This window comes from Humibacillus xanthopallidus, assembly GCF_006716675.1.
Lineage (GTDB): Bacteria > Actinomycetota > Actinomycetes > Actinomycetales > Dermatophilaceae > Humibacillus > Humibacillus xanthopallidus_B.
Genome location: NZ_VFPM01000002.1, coordinates 868,522 through 884,984, shown reverse-complemented (window position 1 = coordinate 884,984; position 16,463 = coordinate 868,522). Strand labels below are relative to the sequence as shown.

Below are 16,463 nucleotides of genomic sequence, written 5' to 3'. Positions count from 1 at the left end.
ACTAACCTTCCACGCGCATGACGGAGTTGACACCTCGCACGACGTCGAGCGTGCGCAGGCGCTCGACGGTGGAGGACAGCGCGGCGTCGGTCGCGGTGTGCGTGACGATGATGAGGTTGGCGCGGTGGCCGCGGTCGCCGTCCTCACGGACGAGCTGCTGGCGCACCGTCTCGATCGAGACGTCGTGGTCGGCGAACGCCGCGGCGACCTGGGCGAGGACACCGGAGCGGTCCTCGACGTCGAGGCTGATGTGGTAGCGCGTCAGGGCGTCGCCCATGGTGAGCACGGGCAGGTCGGCATAGCTGCTCTCCCCCGGGCCGAGCCCGCCGCCGACCCGGTGACGGGCCACGGCGACGAGGTCTCCGAGCACGGCCGACGCGGTCGGGTCGCCACCCGCACCGCGGCCGTAGAACATCAGCTGCCCGGCGGCGTCGGCCTCGACGAAGACGGCGTTGAAGGCCTCGCGAACCCCGGCGAGCGGGTGCGACCGCGGGATCATCGCCGGGTGCACGCGGACGCTGACGCCGGCCTCGGTGCGCTCGCAGATCGCGAGCAGCTTGACGACGGAGTCCATCTCGCGCGCCGCTGCGACGTCCGCCGCGGTCACCTCGGTGATGCCCTCGCGGTAGACGTCGGCCCCCGAGACGCGGGTGTGGAACGCGAGCGAGGCGAGGATCGCCGCCTTGGCTGCGGCGTCGAATCCCTCGACGTCGGCCGTGGGGTCGGCCTCGGCGTAGCCGAGCGCCTGGGCCTGCTCGACGGCGTCGGCGAAGCCGGCACCGGTCGTGTCCATCTTGTCGAGCACATAGTTCGTCGTGCCGTTGACGATGCCGAGCACCTTGGTCACGTCGTCGCCGGCGAGCGACTCGCGAAGCGGCCGCAGGAGCGGGATGGCCCCGGCCACGGCGGCCTCGTAGTAGAGGTCGACACCGTGCTCGGCAGCCGCCGCGTAGAGCGCCGGGCCGTCCTCGGCGAGCAGCGCCTTGTTGGCGGTGACGACCGAGGCGCCGTGCTTCATGGCACTGAGGATGAGCGAGCGGGCGGGCTCGATGCCGCCGATGACCTCGACGACGACGTCGGCGCGGGTGACGAGGTCGTCGGCGTCGGTCGTGAAGAGCCTCGGGTCGATGCCGAGGTCGGACCGGTCACGGCCGGCCCGGCGCACGGCGATGCCGACGATCTCGAGCGGCGCGCCGACCCGGGCTGCCATGTCGCTGGCGTGCTCCGTGAGCAGGCGCGCGACGGCTCCGCCGACCACGCCGGCCCCGAGAAGGGCCACGCGCAGCGGTCGCTGGGTGCTCACGGCGCTATCCACGCTGCGAATCCTGCCGTCTGTCCGCCTGATGGACGCTCATTGTTTCGCGATCCGGACATCGGTGGCGAAGGATCTGCGACATCTGCGGGTCATGTCCGGCATCTCAGACGTCGAGCGCGAGCAGGTCGTCGATGGTCTCGCGGCGCACGATCACCCGGGCCCGGCCGTCGCGCACGGCGACCACGGGCGGCCGCGGGGTGTGGTTGTACTGGCTCGACAGCGAGCGGCAGTAGGCGCCGGTCCCGGGCACGGCGATGAGGTCACCGGCCGTGACGTCGGCGGGGAGGAACTCGTCCTTGACGACGATGTCGCCGCTCTCACAGTGCCGGCCGACGACGCGGGCCAGCGCGGGTGTGGCCAGGGAGGTGCGGCTCGCGAGCGTGCACGAGTAGTTGGCGTCGTAGAGCGCCGTGCGCACGTTGTCGCTCATGCCGCCGTCGACCGACACGTAGACCCGAGAGGCTCCCCCGTCGAGGTCGACCGGCTTGACGGTGCCGACCTCGTAGAGCGTGAAGGTGCTCGGGCCGGCGATGGCCCGGCCGGGCTCGATCGAGATGCGCGGCACGGTGACACCGTCGGCGCGACACTCACGCTCGATGATCTCGGCCATGCCTGCCGCGAGGCTCTTCGGCGGCAGCGGGTCGTGCTCGGTCGTGTAGGCGATGCCGAAGCCCCCACCGAGGTCGAGCTCGGGCAGCTCCGTGCCGAGCTCCCTCGCGATCTGCGTGTGCAGGCCGAGGATGCGGCGGGCCGACACCTCGAAGCCGGACGTGTCGAAGATCTGCGACCCGATGTGGCTGTGCAGGCCGAGCAGGCGCAACGCGTCAGGTCGCTCGAGGATGCGTCGTGCCGCGTCGAAGGCGTGTCCACCCGAGAGCGAGAGTCCGAACTTCTGGTCCTCGTGCGCGGTCGCGATGAACTCGTGGGTGTGCGCCTCGACACCGACCGTGACGCGGATGAGCACCGGTGCCACGACGCCGAGCTCGCTCGCCACCGCCGACACTCGCTCGATCTCGTCGAAGGAGTCGATGACGATGCGACTGACGCCGTGGTCGAGGGCGGCACGGATCTCGGCGACGCTCTTGTTGTTGCCGTGCAGGCCGATCCGCTCCCCCGGCACCCCGGCGCGGATCGCGACAGCGAGCTCGCCGCCGGTGCACACGTCGAGGTGCAGCCCCTCGTCGTGGATCCACCGCGCGACCTCGGTGCAGAGGAACGCCTTGCCGGCGTAGAAGACGTCGGCTCCGGAGAGGCTGCCGAACACCTCGGCATACGTCTGCTTGAAATCCCTTGCGCGCGAACGGAAGTCGTCTTCGTCGATGACGTATGCCGGAGTGCCGAACTCGCGCGCCAGCTCGGTGACGCTCACTCCGCCGACGGTGAGCACGCCGTCGCCACCGCGACCCACGGAGGTCGCCCACAGGGAGGGGACGAGCGCGTTGACGTCGACCGGCGTCCGGAGCCACGACGGCCCGCGATAGCCCTCTGCGTGCAGCGCTCCGGCTTCGTGTGCGTGCATCCCTACATCCTCTCGGGGGCCGCGGCACCGAGCCGGGCGAGTCCATTGCGCAAGACGACGCGCACCGTGTCGGCGAGCGCCATCCGGGCGCCGTGGACGTGCTCGGGCGAGTCCCCCACGAGCATCGGTCGGGTCGGGTGGTCCCAGGCGTCGGCGAGCCGGCCGAGATTGACGAGCGCCTGGCGGCAGGCGTGCTCGTCGCCCGCATGGGCATCAAGGCGCTGGGGCAGGTCGGCGACCGCGACGAGCAGGTGGCGCTCCGGCACGTGGTTCAGCATCTCGAGCCGGTCGGTCGCTCGCTGCTGCACCCCGGTGGCCGCGGCGTTGCGCAGCAGCCGGCAGAGGCGCGCGTGCGCGTGCTGCACGCCGCGCAGCGGGTCGTCGAGGGCGCGCCACCCCGGCCGCTCGAGGACGGGACGGTAGCGCCCACCCGGCCTCGCGGCATACGTCTCGGGGGCGCTGTGGACGACCTCGATGATGCCCGCGCGGACTGCGTCGTCGAGGGTGATCGCGATGAGCCCGGACGGGCCGACCTCGACGGCGGCGACCTCGCGCCGCTCCGAGAGGCCCTGGGCGAGGATGCGGGCGAGCGCGCGGGGCTGGAGTTCGGTGTCGAGCAGGGGGACCCAGCGCTGCGCCACGGGCGTCACCCAGTCGGCGACGACGCCGGCACCCCGCGGCTCCGCCGGCCGGAAGAGCACCCCGGCGGGCGGGCCAGCCTCGGCTCCCTCTGGTAGCGCCCCGACGTCGGCGGCCCGAGCGGCGACGGCCACGAGCAGGTCGCGCAGGTGCTCGGGCGTCATGGCCCGAGTCTACGAAAGGGCTCCCTCGCCCCGAGCGGCAGTCAGAATGCCTCGTCAGGGCGCGGGCGTCGCCAGGATCTCGGCCTTGAAGGCCTCGAACTCCGCCTGGCTGAGCACCCCGGCCTCGCGCAGCTCCCCCGCCCGGGTGAGCTGGGCGAGGCGACGGTCGCGCGCATCGGCCGCGGCGCTCGTCGTGGTGTCGCTCGCGACCGTGTCGCTCCCGGCCGTGTCGCTCCCGGCCGTGTCGTCCGACGTCGTGGGAGAGAGGAAGAGGTTGGCGAGGTAGCCCGTGAGGGTGCCGAAGATCGCGACGCCGAGGACGATGATGATCGCGCCCAGCACCCGGCCGGAGGTGGTCACCGGGTACTGGTCGCCGTAGCCGACGGTCGAGATCGTCACGATGACGTACCACATCGCGTCGGAGGCCGTGGTGATGTTGGGGTCGACAGCGGTCGACTCGAGCCGCAGCATCCACAGGCTGCCGAACTCGAGGACGAGGATGGCGATGAAGAGGAGGCTGAGCAGCGCGCTGCCGGCGCGCTCACGGAGCAGGCTGCGGCCGATGTTGCGCGCTCCGTAGGCCCGCAGGAGGCGGTACACGCGCGCCAGGCGGAAGAGCCTGAGCATCTTCAGCTGTGGGAGGGGAAGGCTGGCGAGAAGGTCGGCCCACCCGAAGTTGCGGAAGAAGTAGTCGGACCGCGACGGGGCCGTGCGCAGCCGGACGAGGAAGTCGATGAAGAGGATGACACTCAAGCCGGCGTTCATGGCGTTGAGGACCGCGTCGAGCGCGGCATCCTTCACGATGATGGCGAGCGCGAGGTTGACGATGGAGAGGATCGACAGGGCGGCGATGAAGATCTCGTAGCCGGGGCTCTTCAGCTCATGCCGGCCCCCGGATGTCGGGGCGGATGTGGGGGTGGCGCCCTCTCCGGCCTCAGGGACAGCAGCGTCCTCCGTCGGCGGCATGTCGGCCTCCCAGCACTCTCGACCCAGCAGGGTCGCCATCGAACCACGCGCGACGGGCCCGCATCCCACGAATGGACGAGGGCCGGTGCAACCGCGCGTTTCGCAGCGGTCACACCGGCCCAGACTTTGGTGCCCCCGGCAGGATTCGAACCTGCGCTCCCGCCTCCGGAGGGCGGTGCTCTATCCCCTGAGCTACGGGGGCGGGCACGTGTTTGCGTGCGCCCGGTGAGATTAGCAGCCGGGCGGACCAAACGCGGAATGGGCCGGTCGGTGCGCGCACGGCGAGCCTCACGTCGTTGCCGAGGGCCGGTCCAGGGGCAGGCCTCGCGAGCCCACCCGGCGTGACTCGGTCACCGGTCGGCGCTGCCGCGTGACACGTCCGCGAGGTGGGCCCGCCAGCTTCCGGCCCCACTGATGTCGGGCTCGTGACGCGCGGTCCGGTCGGCGGTGAAGCCCGCGACCCGCGAGCCGTCCCACAGGCGCACCAACCCGATCTCGAGCGGTGGATCGACGTCGAGGGCGAGCTGCGCCAACAGCTCGTCCGACACCTCCCAGAGCTCCACGTCGATGCCCTCGTCGGGGCCCGTGCCGTCGTCGAGCAGTCCGGGCCGGGGCAACGGGCCATCGATGCGGACCATGCGGTGGCCCGGCGCGGTCCGCCCTCGACGGTGCAGGCGTGCACCGGCCCCGGTCAGGACGTCGTTGAGCGGCTGCCCCGAGAGGTGAGCTCCGCACACGGCGAGCAGGTGTCGGCCCGGTGGCACTGGGACCTGCACATCGGACGCGCGCTCCCCCGTGAGCAGCGCGGCCAGATCGAGGAGCGGCGCGTCCGCAAAGGCGGGTGCGACGAGCTGGACACCGAAGGGGAGTCCGTCGGATCGCCGTCCCGCGGGGATGGCGACCGCGGAGAGGTCGAGGAGGTTGGCCATGTTGGTGTAGGTCCCCAGCCGGCTGTTCGTCCCGACGGGGTCGTCGGCCACATCGGAGAGCGTCGGGTGGAACGGTGTCGTGGGCAGGAGCACCGCGTCGACGCCGGCGGTCGCCTGCGCGACATCTCTCGCCAGCCGTGCCAGCCGGTGCTGGGCGGCGAAGAGCCGGTCTGCCTCCATCCCAGCAGCCCCCAGGACGATCCGGCGCACGGTGGGGTCGAGGTGCGGTCCATCCGGTTCGAGCAGGTGTCCGAAGGCCGCGAGCCGCTCGGCGACGAAGGGTGCGTCGTAGAGCATCGTCGCCACCTCGAGCATCGGCGACACGTCCACGGGCACCAGACGGACCAGCCCCGCGAACCGGGCGAGCGCCGCCTCCCAGGCGGCGCGATGCCGGGGGTCCAGGTCGATCGGAACGTCAGGCACGCCGACGACGCCCATGACCCGGGCGATCCCGGCCTGCGGAGGGCTGGGACGGCGGCGCGACCACGGGTCGTCGGGATCGAAGCCTGCGATGACGTCGTGCACGGCACGCGCGAGTGACACCGTCGTCGTGAAGACGGAGACGCAGTCGAGTGACGGGCACGCAGGCATGACCCCACGCGTACTGACGAGACCACGGGTCGGCTTGTACCCGACGAGTCCGTTGAACGCGGCGGGGACCCGCCCGCTGCCCGCGGTGTCGGTACCGAGAGCGAACGGCACGACACCCGACGCGACCGCGACAGCGCTTCCTGAGCTGCTCCCCCCGCTGACGTGGTCGTCGGAGTCCACGCAGTGGCAGGCGCCGTACGGCGAGCGCGTGCCGACCAGACCGGTGGCGAACTGGTCCATGTTCGTCTTGCCGATCGGGATGGCGCCAGCCGCCACCAGCCGGTCGACCACGTGTGCGTTCCGCTCGGCCGGCGCCGTCAGCGTCGGGCAGGCGCCCGTGGTGGGCAGACCCGCGACGTCGATGTTGTCCTTGACGGCGAACGGCATACCGCGGAGGGGCTGTGCCCTTGACGCCTGTACCGGGTCGGACGAGTCATCCTGTCCCACAGCACGACCCGGGTCGGCGCCGCCCGGGTCGTCGACCAGGCTGTCGACGAGGCTGATAAAGGCCGGGTTGTCGAGCTGCCCTGCGCCGGCCAGCGCCTGGCTCACGTCCCACGTCCGGGGTGCGGGCGAGAAGGTCACGGGCTTCACGCCCGCTCGGAGACGTGTGCGTGGACGATGCGCCACCCCGAAAGGGTCCGGAGCCAGGTCTGGCTCTGACGCCCGACGGCGCTCGACGAGGGGTAGTCGAAGAGGGTCGTCACGACAGCGAGGTCGTCGCCCCAGAGGTCGACCCGGGTCTCGCTGAGCCGGCGCCCCGCCGGGACCGGCGGGGCGCCGTGGCGCCACCGCCGGATCTCGTCCGCCCCCCAGTGTTCCTCGCCGACGCCGAAGCGGATCGTCCGGGGGTCGGCGGCGAACCAGGAGTCGATGGCCGCGGCGTCACCGGCCACGAGGGCCGCCTCGTAGGCCGTGAAACAGCTCCTCACCACGTCCTCGACGCTCGCCCCAGGACCACCGCCCCCGACGTCGATCGCAGTGCCGTTCATCTCGTCGTTCAGGGCGCCGGCCACGATCTCGTCCATCGTCTCGTTCACGGTGCTGGTCGCCGGGCCGTCAGGCGGCGCCGGTCGGCTCGGGCTCCGGCACGTCGGCTGGCCGGGAGACCATGCCCTCCTCCGCGTCGAGCTCCAGCTCGTCGGCATCCTTCTCGCGGCGAGGGAGCCTCATCATGGCGAAGGCGACACAGACGGCGGCGGCGAAGAGATAGCCCACGGTGACCTCCGCATTGGCGTTGAGCTCGACCTGCTGGGCGTTGATGATCCCTACGAAGCTGAGCGCTGCCGCTCCGACGAGGTAGCCCGCGGCCCAGACGAAGTTGCGGTCCACGATGAAGGCGACCACGGCGCCGATCATCATGCCTGCGAGGACAGCGCCGCTGCCGAGGATGAGCAGCCCGTGGTAGAGGACGCTGTTGCCCTCGAGAGCGGCCTCCCCGACCTCGGCGGCAGACGTCCCCGCAGCACCGAGGGCGTTGTCGATGAGACCCTGGGCCCAGGCCGCGATGTTGGGGATGATCGCGATGACGACGGCGACGTAGTGGGCCTTGGGGACGGCCCGGAAGGCCTGCGCCCCGATGACGAGGCCGATGTAGAGCAGGATCGGCACGATGGCGGGCGTGGGGAGGAGCGTGTTGATCAGGCCGAACAGGCCGACAAAGCACAGCAGCGCGATGACGACACCGCTGCCGAGCGAGTAACCGGTCCGTCCGCCCGCGGCCTTCCATCCGGGGTGACCGATGTAGACGGCGGGCGGGAACGGCGAGCCGAGCGCCGCGCCGGCGATTGCACCGGCGCCGTCCGCGAGAAGGACGCTCCGGAGGTTGTAGTTGTCCCCGGCGGCGGCCGCGCTCTCGACGTTGCTCATGCCCTCGGTGAAGTTGTAGATCCCCAGCGGGATCGCCGTGGCGAGCAGCGGCAGGATGTCCTTGAGGCCGTTGACCAGCAGGTCCAGCTGCACGGTCGGGACCGCGATCGCGATGTCCCGTGCGGCGGACGCGACGTCAGGGGCGGACATGAAACCTCCCGCCCAGCCGATGGCTGTGCCGACGAGGAGTGCGACGAGCCCGACCGGGAGGCCGAAGGGCATCCTCACGTTCGCGAAGAACCCCGCCAGGATGATGACGAACACGGGGAGGGCGATCCATGCGGTGTCCCACATCTGGGCTGCCGGACGCATCGAGATGAACGCCAGGGAGATGCCCGCCAAGGTGCCGAGCATCGCCGCTCGTGGGGTGAAGCGGCGGATGTACGGGCCGACGAACGCCCCGATGACGACGATGATGCCGATGATGAACGCCCACGCCAGGCCGGTCTCCCAGGCCTTGATCGGGTCTTTGGTCGCAAGGTAGACCGGCAACATGATGAGGAAGGTGACGATGAACATGTGCGGGACGCTCGGACCGTAAGGCATGGCGGTGACGTCGTCCCGGTTCTCCCGGTAGGCGAGCCTCCGTGCGAGGTAGGTGTAGTAGACGTTGCCGATGAGCAGCTGGATCCCCAGTGCAGGGACGATGACGCCGTAGACGCTGGCCTCGGACATCCGGATGACCCCAATGCACAGCGAGCTGAGGACGAGGACGTTGACGAGGACGTTGAAACCGAGACCGAAGGCGGCGTTGGTGTCGCCCGGTGTCCACCACGGCAAGCGGAGGTCGGGCTTCGGCGTGGGACGGAACGTGCGGGTGAGGACGGACATGGGACTCCTCCTTGGACGTCGGTGCTGAGGGCAGGCAGGGATGACGCGTTGGCGGTGCACAGGGCCACTCGTGGGGACCCTTCGTTGACCTTTCGTGAGGGGCCCGTCGCTGGGCCCGTTCGTGGAGGGTGGGGGGATCAGGCCGAGAGCGTGGGCTCGTCCGCCGTGAGGGCCGACAGGTAGTCAGGCGAGGGAGCAACCCAGCCGAAGATGCCGCCCTGGGCGCTGATCATGGCCAGTGCTGCCTTCTGGAACTCCGGGAAGTACGAGCCGACGCAGTCCGACAGGACGAGGCACTCGTATCCGCGGTCGTTCGCCTCGCGCACCGTGGTGTGCACGCACACCTCGGTGGTGACTCCGGTGACGATCAGGGACGTGATGCCGGATGCCTGCAGGAGGTCGTCCAGCCCGGTCGCGTAGAACGAACCCTTGCCGGGTTTGTCGATGACGACCTCGCCCGGCAGCGGCGCGAGGTCGTCGATGATGTCGTGGCCGTACTCGCCGCGAACCAGGATGCGACCCTTGGGGCCGGGATCGCCGATGCGCATCGACGGTGCGCCGCGCATCAGCTTCGCCGGTGGGCAGTCCGAGAGGTCGGGTCGGTGGCCCTCTCGCGTGTGGATGACCGTGAGCCCCCGCTCGCGGGCGTCGGCGAGGACGGCCTGCAGGGGAGGCACGACGGCCTGGAGGATCGACACGTCGTTGCCGAGCGACTCCCCGAAGCCGCCGGGCTCGACGAAGTCCCGTTGCATGTCGATGAGCACCAGCGCCGTGCTGGCGGGGTCGAAGCGGAACGGCGAGGGTGCCGCCTCGACGATGATCTCGGTCATTGCTCTCCCCCTCGGTCGGTGGCGGCGATGACGTCGGCGGCCTCGGCCACCGCGCCGAAGACGCCGCCCTGCATCGTGACCATGTGCAGCGCCGCATCGTGGTTGGACGGATCGGTGGCCCCGGTGCAGTCGGCGAGGACGAGACACTCGTAGCCACGATCGTTGGCCTCGCGCATCGTCGTGTGCACGCACACGTCGGTCGTGATGCCGGTGAGCAGGAGGTGCGTGATCTGGTTGGTCCGGAGCAGGAGGTCGAGGTTGGTGGCGTAGAAGGCGCCCTTCCCCGGCTTGTCGACGACGAACTCCCCAGGGGCCGGCGCCACCTCCGGCACGATCTCCCAGCCGGGTTCGCCACGGACGAGGATGCGTCCGCGCGGCCCCGCCGAGCCGATCTCGGCCCCGATCTGCGCCGAACGCCAGCGCTTGTTCGCCGGGAGGTCCCCGAGGTCGGGGGCGTGACCCTCGCGGGTGTGGATCACGGTCATCCCAGTCGCACGGGCATGCTCGAGGAGCATCGCCGTGGCCGGAAGGCCGGCCCGGGTCAGGCGGATGTCATAGCCCATCCGGTCGACGTAGCCGCCCGCGCCGCAGAAGTCCACCTGCCAGTCGATGCAGATGACGGCCAGGTGCCGCGTGTCGACCCGGCCGTCGTACGGCCAGGCATAGGGCCTGGCCGCCACCGGCCCGACAGACCAGCCGTCGGTGCTCCCGACCCGTGCGGGAGCCCGGGTCACGTTGGTGGTGCGTGCGTCGATCATCCTCACCTCCTGCTCATCGCTGGTAGATGTCGATTGTCGACCGTTTGCACTGAACGCAGGTTGCGCCCGCGTAAAAGTCACGTTTCGGAACCGGGCAAACCGGTCCTACCGTGGGCTTCGGCTAGTGGAAGTAGCGACGCGCCCCGTGGCGGTCGAGCTCGTCTCCGATTCGCACCGGGTCACCCTCGAGGAGCGCGTCGAGGAGGCGCTCGTGGCGACGCACCCCTTCGATGGGCGAGCTGGTGTCCGCCTCGAGCCGAAGGTTCGCTGCCATGTAGAGCTGGAGCTTGACGATGACGGGCTCGTAGGTGACGAGAAGCTGCCGATTTCCGGCCAGCGCGACCAGAGCGAGGTGGAAGGCCCGGTGCGCGTCGCTCGCCGCCAACCGGTCGCTGCGCGACGCGGCGTCACGCAGGGTCTCGAGCGAGGACTCCACCCCGGTCAGGTCGAGCCCCTCGAGGCCCCGGCCCCCGGTCTGTGTCAGGGCGAAGCGCTCGAGCGCATGCCGGACGGCGAACAGCTCGTCGAAGTCGCGGTCGGAGTACGTCTTCACGCGGGCGCCTCGACGGGGAAGGTGCTCGACGAGCCCCTGCTCCATCAGCAGGCGCAGCGCCTCCCGAAGGGGTGCGCGGCTGATCTGGAAGCGCTGGGTCAGCTGCTCCTCGACGAGTCGCTCACCGGGCACGAGCGCGCCGGACAGGATCTCGCTGCGAAGCCGGTCGGTGGCGAGCTCGACCAGGCTCTGGGGCCGCAGCATCCCGGTCGCAGGCCCGTCGTTGTCCACATCCGCTCCCAACCCTGTCGCGTCTCTGCACGAAGTATGACCTCCGGCCACCGTGCCGTATGCCGCTGGGCTCGGTCCCGGCGCGCCTCACCGCATCGGGGCAGGCCGTTCCAGGACAGGCTCCGCGGGCAGTCGTCCGCGCGGCAGGTCGGCCGGCTGGTGCTCGTCGATCCACGCGTCGATCTGCTCCCACCGCGTGAAGAGCCAGTCGATGCGCTCGTCGCGACCCTGCGGCACCTCGGCGCGTGGCACCCGCCACCACCGCATGACGATCTCCTTGTCCATCGGCAGCTCGCGCCAGATGTCGGTGACCGTCACCATGTGGTCGAGCCCCGTGTGCCCGACGAGCGCGACGTCGGCTTCGGGAGCCGCGTCGAGCGCGGCGAGCACCCCGCCGGGCCGCGGGGCGAGCACGTTCGTCATCCGCTCTGCCCTGCGCGCCATGGCGTGCAGCCCGAGACGGTGCAGCGAGGCGATCGCCCGGTCGCGGCGGGCCTCGGTGAAGTTGCCGCCCTCCGGGAAGATGACGAAGGCGTCGTCGTCGTCGAGCCCGGTGGCGAGCTCGGTGATCTGCGCCTCGATCGCCGCGCTCGCCGCCGACGAGCCGGGGTTGGGCGAGATGAAGCGCGCCGGCAGGCGGTGGAGGAGCAGCCCGATCGCGGGGTCGAGCGACATCGTGTCCTTGAGCACGACCCGGGGCTCGCGGCCGTACCAGTGGAGCAACGCGTAGACGAGGATGAAGGAGTCGCCGGGGCCAGCGTGACGCGAGAGCACGAGGATGCCGCCCGGCTCGGTCGGGCGCGGCGGGTCGCCCTCGACAGTGATCTGCAGCCGCAGCACGCGCCGCGCCGCGCGGAACATCACGACGAGGTAGCACCGCATGAGCCCGTAGTGCGCCCGCTCGAACCACGGCCGCCGGATGGCCCAGCCGAAGCCCGACGCCACCCACAGCACGAGCATGACGACGATCATCGCGGTCTCGAGGAGCAGGTGCAGCAGGAGCAGCCACACGAGCCGCAGCGGGCGCAGCCGTCCTGACACGAGGGGTGAGGCTGCCGCGGCGACGACGAGCCAGAGCGGCACCGTGACGACGACGAGCACCGTCAGCGCGACCATCGCGGCACCGAGCGCCGTGCGGCGCAGCAGGCCGGTCACGACAGCCCGGCGAGGTATGCCGCCGAGGCCAGGTGCGCCTGCTCGATCCGTCGGCCCACGGCTGAGAAGCTGCGGTACGCGAGGATCGAGTCGTCGCCATCACCGGCGCTCCCGGTCGGCATGACGTGCACCTCGACCCCGGCCGGGACGGCGGCGAGCTCGCGCACGTAGCGGTGGCGACGGGCGATCTCGAACGACACGCGGGCGACCTCCCACGGTCGCGTCGGGACCGCGAGCGGCTTCTCCGCGCGACCCACCTGGAGCACGTAGATGCGCTCGGCGCCGAGCTCGACGGCCCGCCCGAGCGGGATCGAGTTGACGATGCCGCCGTCGAGGTAGTGCTCGCCGTCGACCTCGGCCGGTGGCAGCAGGCCCGGAACGGCGGCGGAGGCGACCACCGCGTCGACGACACTGCCGGAGGTGAACCAGTGCTCCGTCGCCCGCTCGATGGAGGCGGCGCAGCACTGGAAGGGAACGGCGAGGTCGGCGAAGGTCCGGTCACCCAGCTCCTCGGCGATGCGCTGGCGCAGGGGGCTCGCCGAGTGCAGGTGCGTCCGGGTGCGCATGGCCCGGGCGGCCTGGCGCAGCACGCTGTCGCCGTAGATCTCGCGCCCCTCGGACGCACTGCGCCACAGCTCCACGAGCCGGTCGACGACGGCCGGCGTCGGATCGGCTGCGACGAGAGCCCCGTTGAGTGCACCGACGGAGGTCCCCACGACGAGGTCGGGGCGGATGCCGGCGTCGAGCAGGGCGCGCAGCATGCCGACCTCCACGGCGCCGAGCAGCCCGCCACCACCGAGCACGAAGGCCGTTCGTTGCGTCTCCACGCAGCGACGCTACCCCGCAGCCTCGTGCCACGATGGGGCGTGCTCATCTCGAAGCCCGTCGCCGAGGCGATCCGTGCCGGCACGGTGACCCAGGCCTTCCGCCGGTGGGACGCTCCACGGGTCAAGGTGGGCGGGCTGCAGCTGACACCGGCGGGCCTCGTCCGCTTCGAGGCCGTGAGCCAGGTCCGCGACCCCTCCCGGCTGACCGAGCGCGATGCGCTGCGGGCCGGCGTCAAGGACCTCGCCACCCTGCAGAAGTTCCTCGCCCCGACGACGCGCAAACCCTCCGCACGGGGCGGCCGCGGTGGCGACAAGGTCTACCGGATCAGGCTGAGCTGGGCCGGCGAGGATCCGCGAATCGCCTTGCGCGACAGCCTTCCCGACGAGGAGACGCTGAAAGACCTCCGGATCCGGCTCGACCGCCTCGACGCCCGCCCCGCGGGCCCGTGGACTTGCGAGATCCTCGAGTGGATCCGCGACAACCCCCGCGTCGTCTCCAAGGAGCTCGCCGCACTGCGCGGGGTCGAGCTGCTCCCGATGAAGGCCGACATCCGCAAGCTCAAGGCCTTGGGACTCACCATCAGTCACGACGTCGGCTACGAGCTCTCACCCCGCGGGGCGGCATACCTCGGCTGGCTTGCGCGCGAAGGCAACTGAGCGTCAGCGCTGAGTGGTGTCGGTGACCTCTCCGACGAGCTCTTCGATGACGTCCTCGAGGAAGACCACTCCGGTGACCACACCCTCGTCGTCGATGACGCGGGCGAGGTGCGAGCCGGTGAGCTGCATCGTCGCGAGCACGTCCTCGACCTCGTCCTGCTGGCGGACCGTCGCGAGGCGGCGGATCCGCTTGGGAGGGATCGGCAGCTCGTGCCGCTCGTCGTCGGCGTAGAGGACGTCCTTGAGGTGGAGGTAGCCCGCGATCTCGTCGGCGGCGTCACGCACGGGGTAGCGCGAGAAGCCCTGCTTGGCGACGAGCCGCTCGATGTCTGCCGGGGTCGCCCCGAGGGGCACCGTCGTCAACGCGTCGAGCCCGACCGCGACCTCGTGGGCACGCTTGTCGGAGAACTCCAGCGTCTTGGCGACGAGGCCGTGCCGCTCCTCCTCGATGAGCCCCTCCCGGCGCGACTCGCCGACGATGTGGGCCACCTCCTCGGCCGTGAAGGCCGAGGCGATCTCGTCCTTGGGCTCGATGCCGAAGCGCCGCACCATCCACTTCGCGGTCGTCTCCATGGCACCGACGATGTGACGCAGGCTGCGGGCGAGGAAGAAGAGCGGGGGCACGAGGACGAGGGCCGCGCGGTCGGGCCCGGCGATGGCGAGGTTCTTGGGGATCATCTCGCCGACGACCACGTGGAGGTAGCTGACGATGAGCAGCGCGATCGCGAGCGCGACGCCACTGGCCCACGCGTCGGAGAGCCCCCAGGAGTGGAAGACCGGCTCGAAGAGGTGGTGCAGCGCGGCCTCGGCGAGCGCACCGAGACCCACCGAGCACACCGTGATCCCGAGCTGCGCGGTGACGAGCATGGAGCCGAGCCGCTCGAGCGCCTGGAGGCACGACGCGGCGCGCTTGCTGCCGGCGTCGGCGAGCGGCTCGAGCGTCGAACGGCGCACGGCCATGGCCGCGAACTCCGCACCGACGAAGAAGGAGTTGCCGAGCAGGAGCAGCAGCGAGACGACGTAGACCCAGGGCCCGCTCACGGCTGCCCCTCCCCCGGCGGCGACGACCCGTCGGAGGACGACGACGCCGCGGAGGACGACGACGCCTCGGAGGACGACGACGCCGCGGAGGACGACGACGCCTCGGAGGACGACGACGTCTCGGAGGGCAGCGAGTCGGGGTCGGGGACGAAGCGCAACCGGTCGACCCGACGGCCGGCCATCCCCGCGACGACGATCCGCCAGCCGGGAAGCGAGACGACGTCACCGACGACGGGCACCCGGCCGAGAGCGCTCATGACGAAGCCGCCCATCGTCTCGTAGGTCGGCCCGTCGGGCACGTCGGCATCGAAGGCGTCGCGCACCTCGTCGGGGCGCCAGAGGCCGGGCACCGTCCACGACCCGTCGACGAGCTCGCGCCCGCTCTGGCGCGTGCGGTCGTGCTCGTCGGCGACCTCTCCCACGATCTCCTCGACGACGTCCTCGAGGGTGACGATGCCGGACGTGCCGCCGTACTCGTCGACGACGACGGCCATCTGGAAGCCGCCCTCACGCAGCTCACGCAGCAGCGGGTCGAGCCGGATCGTCTCGGGCACGACGAGACGGTCGGACATCAGGGCCGACACCGGCACGTCCTTGCGTCGCTCGTGCGGCACGGCCATCGCCTTCTTGACGTGCACGACGCCGTCGATGTCATCCCAGTCGTCACCGAGGACGGGGAAGCGCGAGTGGCCGGTGCGCCGCGACAGGCGCAGCACGTCCTCGGCCGACTCGTCGCGGTGGATGCCGGTGCACCGCACCCGCGGCGTCATGACGTCGTCGGCCGTGCGCTCGCCGAAGCCGAGCGATCGGGTGAGCATGCGAGCGGTCGTGATGTCGAGCGTGCCGGCATCGGCCGATCTCTGCACGAGGCTCGCGAGCTCCTGCGGCGTGCGCGCGCCCGACAGCTCCTCCTGCGGCTCGATGCCCACCGCCCGCAGGAAGCGGTTGGCCGAGCCGTTGAGCACGATGATGAGCGGCTTGGCGACCGCCGCGAAGACGCGCACCGGCAGGGCCACGACCTTCGCCGTCGCGAGCGGCGCCGAGATGCCGAGGAACTGCGGCAGCAGCTCGCCGAAGACCATGGAGAAGACCGTCGCGAGCACGAGGGCGAGCGCGCTCGAGACCGCCTCGACGGCTCCGGCCGACAGGCCGAGCGCCGTGAGCGGGCCCGCCACGAGACTGCCGATGGACGGTTGCGCGAGGGCGCCGACGACGAGCGTGGTGATCGTGATGCCGACCTGGGCCGCCGACAGCTGGGTCGAGAGCTGGGTCACCGACTGGAGCACGACGCGCGCCCGCGAGTCCCCCTCGTCGATCGCCCGCTGCACCGTGGGGCGGTCGATCGCGACGAGCGAGAACTCGGCCGCGACGAAGACGGCCGTGCCGGCGGTGAGCAGCACGGCGACGAGCAGCAACAGCCACTCGGTCATGGGAGCATCCGGCCGGCCGAGGCCAGGCGATCGTCGGCGTCGGTCATCGCGCCCCACTATAGAGAGGCGCCGCCCGTATGCCGTGTGCGGAGGTCTGCGTCCCGACCGCGACCCGCTGTGGTTGAGTTGGCCCCGTCAGGATCGACCCGGCGGGGGCC

The 16,463-nt window shown here is 71.3% G+C and carries 15 protein-coding genes and 1 tRNA gene; 1 reads left to right on the top strand and 15 read right to left on the bottom strand.

The features are described 5' to 3' along the window. Position 1: 1 nt before the first annotated feature. From FBY41_RS11990 to FBY41_RS11930, 13 genes are all read right to left on the bottom strand, one after another. The gene (locus FBY41_RS11990) at positions 2-1,303 is read right to left on the bottom strand and encodes a homoserine dehydrogenase (RefSeq protein ID WP_185749029.1); all 1,302 of its coding nucleotides are present in this window, start codon (positions 1,301-1,303) and stop codon (positions 2-4) included. A 115-nt stretch (positions 1,304-1,418) separates the two neighbouring features. After that, positions 1,419-2,834: a diaminopimelate decarboxylase gene (gene lysA, locus FBY41_RS11985; RefSeq protein WP_141844481.1), complete on the bottom strand. Its 1,416-nt coding sequence runs from the start codon at positions 2,832-2,834 to the stop codon at positions 1,419-1,421. 2 nt (positions 2,835-2,836) lie between these two features. Then, on the bottom strand, positions 2,837-3,637 hold the full coding sequence (locus FBY41_RS11980; protein WP_141844480.1) for a DALR anticodon-binding domain-containing protein: 801 nt from the start codon (positions 3,635-3,637) through the stop codon (positions 2,837-2,839). A 54-nt stretch (positions 3,638-3,691) separates the two neighbouring features. After that, positions 3,692-4,603, bottom strand: coding sequence for an ion transporter (locus FBY41_RS11975; protein WP_141844479.1), 912 nt, complete (start codon positions 4,601-4,603; stop codon positions 3,692-3,694). Between the two features lie 127 nt (positions 4,604-4,730). Continuing rightward, positions 4,731-4,805 (bottom strand) — tRNA-Arg (locus FBY41_RS11970). Between the two features lie 148 nt (positions 4,806-4,953). Further along, positions 4,954-6,717 (bottom strand): allophanate hydrolase, encoded by a 1,764-nt coding sequence (atzF, locus tag FBY41_RS11965; protein WP_221629267.1) that lies wholly within the window; start codon positions 6,715-6,717, stop codon positions 4,954-4,956. Beyond that, positions 6,714-7,163, bottom strand: a complete 450-nt coding sequence (locus FBY41_RS11960; RefSeq protein ID WP_221629266.1) for an AtzH-like domain-containing protein — start codon at positions 7,161-7,163, stop codon at positions 6,714-6,716. Before FBY41_RS11960 ends, atzF begins: the two co-directional genes overlap by 4 nt. Before the next feature lie 19 nt (positions 7,164-7,182). Next, on the bottom strand, positions 7,183-8,823 hold the full coding sequence (locus FBY41_RS11955; RefSeq protein ID WP_141844478.1) for a regulator: 1,641 nt from the start codon (positions 8,821-8,823) through the stop codon (positions 7,183-7,185). A 137-nt stretch (positions 8,824-8,960) separates the two neighbouring features. After that, positions 8,961-9,653, bottom strand: a complete 693-nt coding sequence (locus FBY41_RS11950) for a cysteine hydrolase family protein (RefSeq protein WP_141844477.1) — start codon at positions 9,651-9,653, stop codon at positions 8,961-8,963. Continuing rightward, the gene (biuH, locus tag FBY41_RS11945; RefSeq protein WP_141844476.1) at positions 9,650-10,411 is read right to left on the bottom strand and encodes a biuret amidohydrolase; all 762 of its coding nucleotides are present in this window, start codon (positions 10,409-10,411) and stop codon (positions 9,650-9,652) included. The genes FBY41_RS11950 and biuH overlap by 4 nt, the downstream gene beginning before the upstream one ends. Before the next feature lie 121 nt (positions 10,412-10,532). Continuing rightward, a complete protein-coding gene (locus FBY41_RS11940; RefSeq protein ID WP_221629265.1) occupies positions 10,533-11,195 on the bottom strand; it encodes a GntR family transcriptional regulator in 663 nt (220 codons plus the stop codon). An 87-nt stretch (positions 11,196-11,282) separates the two neighbouring features. Beyond that, positions 11,283-12,350, bottom strand: a complete 1,068-nt coding sequence (locus FBY41_RS11935; RefSeq protein WP_260439719.1) for a 1-acyl-sn-glycerol-3-phosphate acyltransferase — start codon at positions 12,348-12,350, stop codon at positions 11,283-11,285. After that, positions 12,347-13,177 carry a patatin-like phospholipase family protein gene (locus FBY41_RS11930; RefSeq protein WP_260439718.1) on the bottom strand — a complete coding sequence of 277 codons (831 nt, stop codon included), beginning with the start codon at positions 13,175-13,177 and terminating at the stop codon, positions 12,347-12,349. Before FBY41_RS11930 ends, FBY41_RS11935 begins: the two co-directional genes overlap by 4 nt. Before the next feature lie 39 nt (positions 13,178-13,216). On the opposite strand from FBY41_RS11930, the gene FBY41_RS11925 reads away from it, so the two are divergent. Beyond that, positions 13,217-13,834 (top strand): ASCH domain-containing protein, encoded by a 618-nt coding sequence (locus tag FBY41_RS11925; RefSeq protein ID WP_141844475.1) that lies wholly within the window; start codon positions 13,217-13,219, stop codon positions 13,832-13,834. Between the two features lie 3 nt (positions 13,835-13,837). Here the strand turns inward: FBY41_RS11925 and FBY41_RS11920 are convergent, their stop codons facing one another. Continuing rightward, positions 13,838-14,875, bottom strand: coding sequence for a hemolysin family protein (locus FBY41_RS11920; protein WP_141844474.1), 1,038 nt, complete (start codon positions 14,873-14,875; stop codon positions 13,838-13,840). Beyond that, positions 14,872-16,305, bottom strand: coding sequence for a hemolysin family protein (locus tag FBY41_RS11915; protein ID WP_141844473.1), 1,434 nt, complete (start codon positions 16,303-16,305; stop codon positions 14,872-14,874). The genes FBY41_RS11920 and FBY41_RS11915 overlap by 4 nt, the downstream gene beginning before the upstream one ends. Positions 16,306-16,463 lie beyond the last annotated feature (158 nt).